This is a genomic window from Mycobacterium sp. JS623 (assembly GCF_000328565.1).
Taxonomy (GTDB): Bacteria; Actinomycetota; Actinomycetes; order Mycobacteriales; family Mycobacteriaceae; genus Mycobacterium.
In genome coordinates this window covers 3,008,175-3,020,186 of the sequence record NC_019966.1, presented here as the reverse complement: position 1 = coordinate 3,020,186, position 12,012 = coordinate 3,008,175, and the positions used below count along the sequence as shown (strand labels likewise).

The 12,012-nt window shown below is 66.3% G+C and carries 12 protein-coding genes; 6 read left to right on the top strand and 6 right to left on the bottom strand.

The genetic code is table 11. The features are described 5' to 3' along the window. Positions 1-4: 4 nt before the first annotated feature. Positions 5-1,243 (top strand): acyl-CoA dehydrogenase family protein, encoded by a 1,239-nt coding sequence (locus MYCSM_RS14800; RefSeq protein ID WP_015306973.1) that lies wholly within the window; start codon positions 5-7, stop codon positions 1,241-1,243. Between the two features lie 54 nt (positions 1,244-1,297). On the opposite strand, the gene MYCSM_RS14795 is transcribed toward MYCSM_RS14800, so the two are convergent. Genes MYCSM_RS14795 through infC form a run of 4 tightly spaced genes read right to left on the bottom strand, consistent with a single transcriptional unit; the run spans position 1,298 to position 3,332 of the window. Continuing rightward, complete coding sequence (locus MYCSM_RS14795) at positions 1,298-2,044, bottom strand: TrmH family RNA methyltransferase (RefSeq protein WP_015306972.1); 747 nt, start codon at positions 2,042-2,044, stop codon at positions 1,298-1,300. A 23-nt stretch (positions 2,045-2,067) separates the two neighbouring features. Beyond that, on the bottom strand, positions 2,068-2,457 hold the full coding sequence (rplT, locus tag MYCSM_RS14790; protein WP_015306971.1) for a 50S ribosomal protein L20: 390 nt from the start codon (positions 2,455-2,457) through the stop codon (positions 2,068-2,070). Between the two features lie 43 nt (positions 2,458-2,500). Further along, positions 2,501-2,695, bottom strand: coding sequence for a 50S ribosomal protein L35 (gene rpmI / locus MYCSM_RS14785; protein WP_015306970.1), 195 nt, complete (start codon positions 2,693-2,695; stop codon positions 2,501-2,503). A gap of 10 nt (positions 2,696-2,705) precedes the next feature. Next, the gene (infC, locus tag MYCSM_RS14780; RefSeq protein WP_083906286.1) at positions 2,706-3,332 is read right to left on the bottom strand and encodes a translation initiation factor IF-3; all 627 of its coding nucleotides are present in this window, start codon (positions 3,330-3,332) and stop codon (positions 2,706-2,708) included. Positions 3,333-3,548: 216 nt separating this feature from the next. Here infC and MYCSM_RS14775 point away from each other — a divergent pair, with 216 nt between their 5' ends. From MYCSM_RS14775 to MYCSM_RS14760, 4 genes are all read left to right on the top strand, one after another. Beyond that, a complete protein-coding gene (locus MYCSM_RS14775) occupies positions 3,549-3,908 on the top strand; it encodes a DUF1844 domain-containing protein (protein WP_041312110.1) in 360 nt (119 codons plus the stop codon). A 50-nt stretch (positions 3,909-3,958) separates the two neighbouring features. Beyond that, positions 3,959-7,255, top strand: coding sequence for a bifunctional lysylphosphatidylglycerol synthetase/lysine--tRNA ligase LysX (gene lysX / locus MYCSM_RS14770; RefSeq protein WP_015306967.1), 3,297 nt, complete (start codon positions 3,959-3,961; stop codon positions 7,253-7,255). Between the two features lie 107 nt (positions 7,256-7,362). Next, a complete protein-coding gene (locus MYCSM_RS14765; RefSeq protein WP_015306966.1) occupies positions 7,363-8,751 on the top strand; it encodes an alpha/beta hydrolase in 1,389 nt (462 codons plus the stop codon). Positions 8,752-8,769: 18 nt separating this feature from the next. After that, complete coding sequence (locus MYCSM_RS14760; RefSeq protein ID WP_015306965.1) at positions 8,770-9,063, top strand: hypothetical protein; 294 nt, start codon at positions 8,770-8,772, stop codon at positions 9,061-9,063. Here the strand turns inward: MYCSM_RS14760 and MYCSM_RS14755 are convergent. Both MYCSM_RS14755 and MYCSM_RS14750 read right to left on the bottom strand, forming a co-directional pair. Next, positions 9,057-10,139 (bottom strand): hypothetical protein, encoded by a 1,083-nt coding sequence (locus tag MYCSM_RS14755; protein ID WP_015306964.1) that lies wholly within the window; start codon positions 10,137-10,139, stop codon positions 9,057-9,059. The genes MYCSM_RS14760 and MYCSM_RS14755 overlap by 7 nt on opposite strands. After that, the gene (locus MYCSM_RS14750) at positions 10,136-11,458 is read right to left on the bottom strand and encodes a hypothetical protein (RefSeq protein WP_015306963.1); all 1,323 of its coding nucleotides are present in this window, start codon (positions 11,456-11,458) and stop codon (positions 10,136-10,138) included. The genes MYCSM_RS14755 and MYCSM_RS14750 overlap by 4 nt, the downstream gene beginning before the upstream one ends. A gap of 54 nt (positions 11,459-11,512) precedes the next feature. Between MYCSM_RS14750 and MYCSM_RS14745 the strand changes: the two genes are divergently transcribed. Then, entirely contained in the window at positions 11,513-12,007 is a 495-nt protein-coding gene (locus MYCSM_RS14745; RefSeq protein WP_015306962.1) for a hypothetical protein, read from the top strand. Positions 12,008-12,012: the final 5 nt, after the last annotated feature.

Sequence of the window (12,012 nt, the reverse complement as noted above, 5' to 3'; positions counted from 1 at the left end):
ACACATGCTCGAGTGGACTGATGTCGATCTCGCTGTGCGCGACGCCGTGCGCGAGTTCGTCGACAAAGAGATTCGTCCCCACGTCGACGCGCTGGAAAGCGGCGAGATGGAGCCCTACCCCATCATCCGCAAGCTGTTCGCGACGTTCGGCATCGCGGAGATGGCGCGCGACTCGCTTGACAAGCGGCTCGCGAAGCTCCGCGAGGGCGGGTCGTCGTCGGGTAAACCGTCATCCGGCGGCGGCATGTTCGGTGAGGGCTCCGGCGGTATGGGCTTCGTCGTGGTCAGCGAGTTGTGCCGGGTGTCGATGGGCATCGTCACCGGCATGGGCGTCTCGTTGGGCTTGACGGTGCCGACGATCATGGGCCGCGGCACGCTGGCGCAGCAGGAGCGCTGGCTGCCCGATCTCGTCACGTACGACAAGATCGGCGCGTGGGCGATCACCGAACCGGACTCTGGTTCTGATGCGTTCGGGGGCATGAAGTCCTACGTGGTGCGCGACGGTGACGACTACATCCTCAACGGCCAGAAGACGTTCATCACCAACGGGCCGGACGCGGATGTGGTGGTGGTGTACGCGAAGCTCGATGAGGGTGACGGCGCCGATAAGCGCGACCGCAAGGTGCTGACGTTCGTGCTTGATCGCGGCATGCTGGGCTTCGTCCAGTCAAAGCCGTTCCGCAAGATGGGGATTCACAGTTCCCGCACCGGGGAGTTGTTCTTCAACAACGTCCGACTTGGCCGCGACCGGCTGCTGGGCGAGACCGAAGACGCGGCTGGCGACGGCCGCGCGAGCGCACGGTCCAACTTCTCGGCCGAGCGGATCGGCGTTGCGGCGATGGCGTTGGGCGTCATCGAGGAGTGCCTGCGGCTGTGCGTCGACTACGCGAAGAGCCGCACGCTGTGGGGCCAGGAGATCGGCCAGTTCCAACTGATCCAGCTCAAGCTGGCGAGCATGGAGGTCGCGCGAATGAACGTGCGCAACATCCTGTTTCGCGTCATCGAGTCGGCGCAAAAGGGCAAGCCGATTTCACTGCCCGAGGCGTCGGCGATCAAGTGGTACTGCTCGCAGGCCGCCACCGACGTCGCGATGGATGCGGTGCAACTGTTCGGCGGCAACGGCTATATGACCGAGTACCGCGTCGAGCAGTTGGCGCGCGACGCGAAGTCGTTGATGATCTACGCCGGGAGCAACGAGGTGCAGATCACCCATGTCGCCAAGGCGCTGCTGAACGGTGGCTAGAGTTTTTACGTAACGCAGTGGCGAGTTTTCGGCGGCAGTTTCTTCGCCGTGGCGTTACGCAAATCGGTGGGCTCTGGCGCTTTGGTAGAGGCAGATCGAGGCGGCCGACGCGACATTCAGGCTTTCGGCGCTGCCCGGCATCGGGATGTGCACCCGATGGGTGGCCATGTCCGCCAATTCGGTTGGCAGGCCGTGCGCTTCCGGGCCGAACAACCAGGCCGTGGGCCCCGATAAGTCGGCGTCGTCGAGGCTCACCTCGCCGTCGACCGTTGTCGCCAGCACCTGAAGGCCGCCGTCGCGCAGCTTGCTCACGGCGCCCGAGGCGTCGTCATCGGCCACCACAGGGATAGCGAAGATGCTGCCTGCCGAAGCCCGCAGGCACTTGCCGTTGTAGGGATCGACGCTGTGCCCGGCCAGCACCACCGCGTCGGCGCCCATCGCATCGGCGATGCGGATCAGCGTGCCGGCGTTGCCGGGTTCAGAGATCTCCACCGCGACCGCCACCAGGCGCGGCGTGTCGGCAAGCACATCGTCAAGCGTCGTCTCCGGCACCGAACACACTGCGACCAAACCGACTGGAGTTACGGTGTCCGACAACGCTTTTGCGGCACGGTCAGTCACTAGATGCACCGGCACGTCGGTGAGTAGCGCGCCGAACCGGTTCATCGCGGACTCGGTGGCGAACACTTCAGAAACGAGTCCGCACCGCAACGCTGCCTCGACGAGATTGGATCCCTCGGCGAGAAAACGTGCGGCGCGTCGTCGTCCAATGTGGCGGTGCAGCTTGACCGCGGCCGCCACCCTTGCGGAGCGCTCGGTGAGCGTCAGGCGGCCTCGCCGGAGGGCGCGTTGACATCGCTGGGCAGCGCGCCCTTGGCGACCTCGACCAGCGCGGTGAACGCAGCAGGATCGCTGACCGCGATCTCGGCGAGGTTCTTACGGTCCACCTCAACGCCGGCGGCCTTCAAGCCCTGGATCAGGCGGTTGTAGGTGATGTCGTTGGCGCGGGCCGCCGCGTTGATCCGAGAGATCCACAGCTTGCGGAACTCGCCCTTGCGGGCACGCCGGTCGCGGTAGGCGTAGGTCAACGAATGCAGCTGCTGCTCTTTGGCTTTGCGATACAGCCGCGACCGCTGACCGCGGTAGCCCTTGGATGCCTTGAGTACTGTGCGCCGCTTCTTTTGAGCGTTCACTGCGCGCTTCACGCGTGCCATGGGAGTTTTCCTCTTCGTTCAGGTCGTACGGGGGCTGGGCTACTTAGCCGTTCAGCAACTTCTTGATGCGCTTGGTGTCGTTGGCCGCCACCTCGGTGCGTCCGTCCAGGCGCCGGGTGCGCTTGGTCGGCTTGTGCTCGAGAAGGTGCCGACGGTTGGCCTTCTGGCGCACGACCTTGCCGGTGCCGGTCAGCCGGAACCGCTTGGAAGCGCCGCTATGGGTCTTCGCCTTTGGCATGTGTCCTCTTTCAGTTCTTCGTTACGTCTGGAGCTTCAGTCGGTGCCGCCGCGGGCGCGGGGGTCGGTTCTGCCCGTTGCGCCGGCGGGGCATCTGCGTCGTGTGCCGCCTTGGCGCGAGTCTTCGCGCCGCGGTGCGGAGCCAGCACCATCGTCATGTTGCGGCCGTCCTGCTTGGCCGACGTCTCGACGAAGCCGTAGTCGGCGACGTCGGCGCCCAGCCGTTGCAGGAGCCGGTACCCGAGTTCGGGCCGCGACTGCTCGCGTCCGCGGAACATAATCGTGACTTTGACCTTCGACCCCGCTTGCAGGAAGCGGACCACGTGGCCCTTCTTGGTCTCGTAGTCGTGCGGATCGATCTTGGGTCGCAGCTTCTGTTCCTTGACGACGGTCTGCTGCTGATTCTTGCGAGACTCGCGCGCCTTCTGAGCCGTCTCGTATTTGAACTTGCCGTAGTCCATGATCTTGCAAACCGGCGGTTTGGCATCCGGGGCTACTTCGACAAGGTCGAGATCGGCATCCGCGGCGACGCGGAGGGCGTCTTCGATGCGCACAATGCCTACTTGCTCGCCACCTGGTCCGATAAGCCGGACTTCGGGGACTCGAATGCGCTCGTTGACGCGGGTCTCAGTGCTGATGGGGCCTCCTATGTTGTCCTCTAGGAGTCCACGCCTTCAGCCACTCTGCTCAATCGAACAGAAAAGCCCTGCTCAAAGCAGGGCCCAAAGCCGACCAGGACAGGCACGGATGCCTGTGACCGGACCGCTGTGCCGGTATGGTCAGCGGTGGGAGTGGGACTCCACTTGCTGTCCCTGGCGTACGCCGGGACGGTCGCGCATGCGAGTCTAGCAGGCATGACCGATCCCACTGACATTGGCGATCTGGACGGCCCGGCCGTCCGCGAGCTGAGTGATATCCCCGCCGTCGAGGTCATCACGCGGTCGGCGGTCATGTTGATGAGCGCCGCCGCCGAGAAGCTCGGGCTCTCGGCGGAGGACCCGGACGAGAGCCCGCAGCGCGATCTCGACGAGGCGCGGCGGCTGATCACCGCGCTTGCCGGGTTGGTCACCGCGTCCGCCGAATACCTCGGCCCACACGCCGGGCCAGTGCGCGACGGGCTGAAGACACTGCAGTTGACGTTCCATGAATCCAGCGCCGCGCCAGACGAACCGGGCCAGGGGCCTGGCGAAAAGTACACCGGGCCGGTCTGGTAGCTAGCGCAGTCACAACCATTTCCAGGTTTGAGCGAATATCCTCGCGGCCTATGACCGCCACGTTGACGCGTCGGGCCTCCCGCTACTCATGGGTGCCCGCAGCCGCCGGCTGGACGGTCGGCATCATTGCCACGCTGTCGTTGATCGCCAGCGTCTCACCGGGAATCCGGTGGGTGATCAAGGAGCCCCGCGAGTTCGTCAACAACTACATCTTCAACTTCCCCGACACCAGCTTCGCGTGGGCCTTCGTGCTGGCGCTGCTCGCGGCGGCGTTGGCAGCCCGCAAGCGGATCGCATGGTGGATCCTCATCGGCTACATGGTCGCGTCGATCGGGTGGAACGTCGGCGGATTGGTCACGAGCCCCAAGTCGGTGATGGACGACATCGGCGAAGTGATCGGGGTGGCGTTCCACGTCACGTCGATCCTGTGCCTGGTCCTGGCCCGCAAGGAATTCTGGGCGAAGGTGCGCCGCGGAGCATTGCTGAAGGCGGTGTTCACGCTGGTCGCGGCCATGGGAATCGGCACCCTCATCGGCTGGGCCCTACTCGAGGTGTTCCCTGGCAGCCTGGCCCGCGAAGACCGCTTCCTCTACGCGCTCAACCGGGTCAGCGCCTTCGCGGGCGCCGACTCCGCCTCGTTCAGCGGCCACCCGCATGTCTTCGTCAACGCGCTGCTCGGCCTGTTCGGCGCGGTCGCGCTGATGGTGACCGCGATCGTGCTGTTCCAGTCGCAGCGCGCCGACAACGCGCTCACCGGCGAGGACGAATCAGCCATCCGCGGGCTGTTGGAACTGTTCGGAAAGAACGACTCACTTGGCTATTTCGCCACCCGCCGCGATAAGGCCGTGGTCTTCGCCTCCAACGGCCGGGCGGCCATCACCTATCGCGTCGAGGTCGGCGTCTGCCTCGCCAGCGGCGACCCCGTCGGCGATCCGAAGGCGTGGCAGCAAGCCATCCATGCGTGGCTAGAGCTGTGCCAGACGTACGGCTGGGCGCCCGGCGTGATGGGGGCCAGCTCGACGGGCGCGGAGGCGTTTCGGCAGGCGGGCCTCAACGCGCTGCAACTCGGCGACGAGGCCATCCTGTATCCCGACAGCTTCCGGCTCTCCGGACCCGAAATGCGGGCAGTGCGCCAGGCCGTGACGCGGGCGCGACGGGCAGGTGCAACCGTCCGGATTCGACGGCACCGAGATCTGTCCAGCGAGGAAATGGCCAAGGTCATCGTGCGTGCGGACACGTGGCGCGACACCGAAACCGAGCGCGGCTTCTCGATGGCGCTTGGCAGACTCGGCGACTCCGCTGACGGCGACTGTCTGCTGGTGGAAGCTGTGCAAAACGATCAAGTCGTGGCGATGCTGTCGCTGGTCCCGTGGGGCAACAACGGCGCGTCGCTCGACCTGATGCGCCGCTCACCGCAGTCCCCCAACGGAACCATCGAATTGATGGTCAGCGAGCTATGCATGCAATCCGAAGGCATTGGGGTGACCCGGATTTCGCTGAACTTCGCGATGTTCCGGACGGCATTCGAACACGGCGCACAGCTCGGGGCGGGCCCTGTCGCGCGGCTGTGGCGTGGCCTGTTGGTGTTCTTCTCCCGGTGGTGGCAGCTCGAGACGCTGTACCGGTCGAACATGAAATACCTGCCGCAGTGGGTGCCGCGGTACGCCTGCTACGAAGACGCCCGCCTTGTGCCCCGCGTCGGTGTCGCATCGGTGATCGCCGAAGGCTTCCTGGTGCTGCCGTTCTCGCGACGCGCTGAGCAACCGCATACCGGCCATCACATCTCGGCTCCCGAAAACCTGGTCGCGACAGGGCTTTTGCGCCATGACGGCAGCGCGCCCGACCTCGGCGAGCTAGAGGCCGACCTCCCCGAGGCCGACGACGGAGCGCGACTGCCTGAGCAGGTGCGCGTCCGGATGGCCAAGTTGAAGTCGTTGCAAGACAACGGCGTCGACGCATACCCCGTCGGCGAGGCGCCCAGCCACACCGTCGCGCAGGCAGTCGACTCCGAGGGCGCAGGCACCGTGACCGTCGCAGGGCGGGTGCTTCGCATCCGCGACTACGGCGGCGTGCTGTTCGCGCAGTTGCGCGACTGGTCGGGCGAAGTGCAGCTGCTGCTTGACAATTCGATCCTTGAAGACGGATCTACCGCGGATTTCACCCAGGCCATCGATCTTGGCGACCTGATCCAGGTGTCCGGGACCATGGGCTACAGCAAGAAGGGCACCCGCTCGCTGCTTGTTCTCAGTTGGCGACTGATCGGCAAGTGCCTGCGCCCGCTGCCCGATAAGTGGAAGGGGCTGACCGACCAGGAGTCGCGGGTACGGGCCCGCTACGTCGACCTGGCGATCAACACCGAGGCCCGCGAGCTGATCCGAGCGCGCAGCGGGGTGCTGCACGCGATCCGCGAAACCCTGGTCGGCAATGGGTTTTTGGAGGTCGAAACCCCGATCCTGCAGCAGATCCACGGCGGTGCCAACGCCAGGCCGTTCCTCACCCACATCAACGCCTACGATCTCGATCTGTATCTGCGCATCGCGCCCGAGCTGTATCTCAAGCGGCTGTGCGTCGGCGGTGTCGAGCGGGTCTTCGAGCTTGGTCGCGCGTTTCGCAACGAGGGTGTCGACTTCAGCCACAACCCCGAGTTCACACTGCTGGAGGCCTATCAGGCGCACGCCGACTACAACGTCTGGATCGGTGGCTGCCGCGAGCTGATCCAGAACGCCGCGCAGGCCGCCAACGGCGCACAGGTCTTCATGCGTCCTCGCGAGGACGGCACGCTGGAACCCGTCGACATCTCCGGGGAGTGGACGGTGAAGACCGTGCACGGCGCGGTGTCCGAGGCGCTCGGCGAGCAGATCGGGCCCGACACGAATCTGGCCGTGCTGCGCAAGCTTTGCGATGCGGCAGGCATCCCGTACCTGACCCACTGGGATGCGGGCGCGGTGGTGCTCGAGCTTTACGAACGGTTGGTCGAGGACCGTACCGAGGCGCCGACTTTCTACAAGGACTTCCCCACCTCGGTATCGCCGCTGACCCGGCCGCATCGCAGCATCCCCGGGGTCGCCGAGCGCTGGGATCTGGTGGCGTGGGGGGTGGAGTTGGGCACCGCCTACAGCGAGCTGACGGATCCCGTCGAGCAGCGCCGACGGCTGCAGGAGCAGTCGCTGCTGGCCTCGGGCGGCGATCCCGAGGCGATGGAACTCGACGAAGACTTCCTGCAGGCAATGGAGTACGCGATGCCGCCGACGGGCGGCCTCGGCATGGGTGTCGACCGGGTGGTCATGCTGATTACCGGACGCAGCATCCGCGAAACGCTGCCGTTCCCCTTGGCCAAACCGCGCTAGCAGCATCCGCCGGGGACGAACAGCTGGCTCACAGGCAGCCCTAAGGAACCACGTCCACGATTGTTGCCGTGACGTTACCGGGCCCGTTTCGCCACCACCTCTCGCTCATGCACGGATGGCTTCCGATCGCGGTGCAAGTCATCGCAGGCCTGCTGCTCATCGCCGCGATCGGCTGGCGAAACCGCCGCTGGCGCGTGGTGTGGCTGCCGTGGGCGGCGCTGGTCGGGGTCGCGCTGACGGTGGCGGCGTACTGGTACATCGCTTCGCAGGGGCTGGGCGACAACACCAATCCAGCTCCGAATTCGCTGTGGATTTGGATCGGCCTGACCGGTGTGGCCGCCGGCGTGTTGATCGCGGGCTGGCGTGGCGCCCGGTGGTGGCGGCGGGGCGTATCAGCAGTGGCGGTGCCGGCGTGCGTGCTGTGTGCCGGGCTCGCGCTGAATATATGGGTGGGCTACTTCCCCACCGTGGAGACCGCCTACAACCAGCTGACCGCGGGACCGCTGCCCGACCAGACGGACGCCGGGACCGTCGTCGCGATGCAGAAACGGCACGCTATTCCGCTGAAGGGCACTGTGGTGCCGGTCAACATTCCGGATGCGGGATCCGGCTTCAGGCACCGGGGCGAGCTGGTCTACCTTCCGCCCGCCTGGTACGCCACCGATCCCCCGCCGCCCTTGCCGACGGTGATGATGATCGGGGGCGAATTCAACACGCCCGCCGATTGGTTACGCGGGGGTGGCGCGGTCAAGACGATCGACGACTTCGCTGCCGCGCACGGCGGTAATGCACCGGTGTTCGTGTTCGTCGACGCCGGCGGCGCCTTCAACAACGACAGCGAATGCGTCAACGGCAGCCGCGGAAACGCCGCGGATCACCTCACCAAAGATGTTGTGCCGTTCATGGTTTCGGACTATCACGTTTCGCAGAACCGGGCCAACTGGGGCGTTGTCGGATTTTCGATGGGTGGCACGTGCGCGGTCGACCTGACAGTGATGCATCCCGACATGTTCAGCGCCTTCGAGGACATCGCGGGCGATTTGTCACCCAACTCCGGAAACAAGGCCCAGACGATTGCGCGGCTGTTCGGGGGCAATGCCGCCGCCTGGGCGGCGTTTGATCCGACGACGGTCATCACCCGCCACGGCCCCTACACCGGGGTGGTCGGCTGGTTCGACATCAACGGCAACCCGTCGACGCAGCCGCATGTGGTGAATGCGGCGGCCAGCGCGGGCGACCAGACCGCGGCGGCGAACTCGTTGTGTGCGACCGGAAGCGCGAACGGGATCAAATGTGCGGTGGTGATGCAGCCGGGCAAGCACGACTGGCCGTTCGCCGCACACGCGTTCGCGGTCGGGCTGCCATGGTTGGCCGGTCAGCTGGGCACACCCGGGCTGCCCGTACTGCCGCTGCCTCCGTCGCCGCAACCAACGGCTCCCGCTCCAGCGCCTGCCCCGCCGCACTCGGGCCCAAACCTGCAGGCGGCGGCCAAGTAGGACGGTAGCGTTGGCGTCATGCCGGACGAACCCACGCCTGAGCCGGAACCCGAGGCCGGTACCGCAGCAGCACCTTTACCCACCGAGCCGGCCGACACCGGATACACGGCCGGCGGGGTGCCCACGTTCGATTCGGTGCGCGAAAAGATCGAAACGCGCTACGGCGCCGCTATCGGCGCCTCAGAACTGGCCACCGAGACTCCTGAGGGTCGCACCATCGAGGAGCAATACGACGCCCGTCAGCGGGCCGCAGCCGAACGGCTAGCCGAGATCCGCAAGTCGATGCACCGCGAAGAGAACGCGGGTCAGTAATCCGACTCAGCGGCCAGCACTTCGGCGAGGAACGCATCACCTGCGGGCACTCGCAGTCGTGCCCGCGCGAACTCCCTGATCCGCTCGCGCGTCTGCGGCGACTCCTCGATGTCGGCACCGATCGTCACCGTGGTGGACCGCCAATCATGATCCCACGCAGCCGATTCCGCGACCGGCTGCTGTCCGCCGAGAATTTCAAAGGTGGCGACGCCGTCCGCATCAAGCACGCCCTCACCGCTGAAATCGCCGGAGCGCAGCCGAACATTGATGCCTGCGGGCAACGCAGCCCCTGACAACTCAACGCGCACAACGGCTTTCGCTGCGCCATCGATCATCTCGACCTGCCACTGGATGGTGTCCTCAGCCGCATCGAAGATGCCCGGTGGGACAGCGCCCCAGTTGACCGAGTCGGTACCTGTCGCTATTGCGGTCGCGCTGCGTCCGTGGCCGTCCGCTCCGGCGGCCAGCGCGTAGTCATCGCGACGCATCGCCAGATTGTCCGTCTCGGAGAACGCGACTCCGACGTCGGCGGCGAGATCGGCACAGCTGCGCACGAGTTCGATGACGCGCGGGTCGCCGCCCCGCAGATGCGCGCTCAGCGCCGCGGTGTGCGGCCGCAACAGGGCCGCCACGTCGGAATCGAAGGTGTCGTCGGTGAAGTACTCCTCGGCCCCGGCCGTAAGCGTCGCTATCTCCGCGTCGAGCAGCGAGCCGTCGAGTGCTGCGATGCCGTCGCGCTGGCTGGTGGGCCACCAACGCCGCAGCCAATGCCCCAACGCCAGCCTGCGAAGCGGCTCAAGCGTTTCCGGTCGCGGATTGACGTCGGCGAGCTCGATGGCCGCGTCGGGCGTCCGCCCGTCCAGCGCAGCGGCCAGCGCGATGTGCCCGGGCTCGCCGAGCACCCGCCACAGCCAATCGGCGCGATCAGGATGGGTGAAGGTGATCTGTGCCGCGTGCGTAGCGTCGTCGACGGTCCACGACAGAACCGCACCGCTGACTTCCAGCAGCGCGACGAGTTGTGGCTGGGCCACTTGTTGTCCGGTGCTCCACAACCCGGAATCGGCGACGAGTCTCATCCCGCCACCTGCAGCTCGAGCATCGATTTGATCCGTTGGCGGTGATCGAGACTCACCGACCTCGCAACGCCCTCAAGAAGCGCGCGCACGTCGTCGACGTCATCGCACGACTCCTGCCAAACGTCGCGGCCATGCAGTCGGGCCCACAGTCGGCTCAAATACGGGCGCGCGAACGAGGCCAGGTCATCGACCACCTGCTGCTGCCGAGGATGCATGGGGCCGCCGTCGACGAGATACCGACGGGCGTGCAGCACATAGGCTTCCTTGCGCAGCCGGGCCTGAATCTGGGCGGCCAACTCATAGCGGGTGTCCACGGAATCGGACAGCGGTGCCAGGCAGGCGCCGACCTCGATTCCAGCGATCAGCGTGGCCTGCTTGTCCTCTGCCATCAGTCCCCACGGCGCGCAGGACCGGTCGACCTCTTCCGCGCACAACAACGGGATGTCGGGCAAATCATCGCGCCCCATCGCGCGCCGCAGCGTCGCCCGCACCCGGTCGATGACGCTCCGGTTCAGCGGCCGGTCGCTGTCCGACCCGCTCACGATGTCCGGCGGTCGTTGCGGCTCAACGGAACTCAGGCCGAGCGCCGAGATCGACCACGGCAACTCCGCGACGGCGCTCCGTGCTTTTGCGCCCAGGTTGTACGGTGTGGCATCGGCGATCAGCGCCGACCACACGCGCTGCCGAGCGATCGACGCATTGTGACCGTCGGCAGGTCCGAGCACCGTGGTGAGGCCCGCCAGAAACGGAGTATTGATCTCGGGGCCCGGCTGTACGTCGGTCCAGCTGCGGCCGAGTTGATCAGCCAGCGCGGCGACGACGTCGGGATCGGTCACGTATTGGTTGAGCACCTCAATCGCGATGCGGTCGCGGTCGCCGTGAATCTCCCGTAACGCCGACTCGGCAGATCCATCATCCTGTTGCGCGGGTGCGCCTTTCGTTACCGCGAGCTCGAAACAGACCGGGAAGTAGAGCTCCTGGGCATTGCCGGTGGTGATGCGCAGCCTGCGACGCTCACGCTTGAGCTGCTCGAACCACGCTGCGGCAGCACGCAATTGGGGCCCATGGCTGACGATCAGCTCGTGCATCGCCATCGCGGTGGCCGCGTCGACGAAGGGCGCCGAGTACTGGGTGTTGGCACGCAGCCGAAGCACCAGCGGGTCGAGGATCCGCTTGATGGTGCGACGCAGCGGCCCACCGTCGTCGCCGCTGAGCACCTCGACGCCGGGGCCGATGGCCCGCCATGCGCGGTCGATCACGGCGCGGCGAGGCTGGCTGACGGCAATAGCCGACGTCGCCGTCTCGAAGCCCGCGCTCATCCGTCCAGCATAAAGTTGGGTTCGGTAGCCAGCACAAGAGCTGAACCTAGTGGCATGTCCACAGCACTGTTGCTCGGATTCGCCGCCGATCAGCTCGTCACCGTTGCCTTCTTCTGCTTCCTGCTGACAGGCAGCACCGCCGCATTGCTCATGCCGGCTCGGGTGAGCACGGGGCACCCACCGGGGTCCGACGAGAGCGCCGAACGCCTGGTCACCGCTGCGGACATGCTGGTCGTCCGCGCGGAATTCGAGCAGATGTTGTTGCGAAAAGGCCTGCTCACCGGTGATCAAATCGCCCTGATCCGGAACGGCACCAAGTCGCACGCAGTCGTCACCGGCATGCGCACCACCGGCGCTTCCCGCGAGGACCATCGGGAGGTCGTGCTCGACGTGATGGTGAGAAAGCCGGGCGGCGGCCAGTTTCCCGCTCACCAGACGGCACTGATTCCCGCCTCGGCGCTGACGAAGGTCTCTCCAGGCAGCATTGTCGAGACCTATTACTGGGCCGGAGACGAGTCGGCGGTGGCCGTGTGCGTGCCCCCCAGCTGAGGTGT

Excerpts from the sequence above, each read along its gene's own strand:
- MYCSM_RS14800 (WP_015306973.1), top strand. The coding sequence starts at position 5 with ATGCTCGAGTGGACTGATGTCGATCTCGCTGTGCGCGACGCCGTGCGC.
- rplT (WP_015306971.1), bottom strand. The coding sequence starts at position 2,457 with ATGGCACGCGTGAAGCGCGCAGTGAACGCTCAAAAGAAGCGGCGCACA.
- rpmI (WP_015306970.1), bottom strand. The coding sequence starts at position 2,695 with ATGCCAAAGGCGAAGACCCATAGCGGCGCTTCCAAGCGGTTCCGGCTG.
- MYCSM_RS14775 (WP_041312110.1), top strand. The coding sequence starts at position 3,549 with ATGACCGATCCCACTGACATTGGCGATCTGGACGGCCCGGCCGTCCGC.
- lysX (WP_015306967.1), top strand. The coding sequence starts at position 3,959 with ATGACCGCCACGTTGACGCGTCGGGCCTCCCGCTACTCATGGGTGCCC.
- MYCSM_RS14765 (WP_015306966.1), top strand. The coding sequence starts at position 7,363 with ATGCACGGATGGCTTCCGATCGCGGTGCAAGTCATCGCAGGCCTGCTG.
- MYCSM_RS14760 (WP_015306965.1), top strand. The coding sequence starts at position 8,770 with ATGCCGGACGAACCCACGCCTGAGCCGGAACCCGAGGCCGGTACCGCA.
- MYCSM_RS14755 (WP_015306964.1), bottom strand. The coding sequence starts at position 10,139 with ATGAGACTCGTCGCCGATTCCGGGTTGTGGAGCACCGGACAACAAGTG.
- MYCSM_RS14750 (WP_015306963.1), bottom strand. The coding sequence starts at position 11,458 with ATGAGCGCGGGCTTCGAGACGGCGACGTCGGCTATTGCCGTCAGCCAG.
- MYCSM_RS14745 (WP_015306962.1), top strand. The coding sequence starts at position 11,513 with ATGTCCACAGCACTGTTGCTCGGATTCGCCGCCGATCAGCTCGTCACC.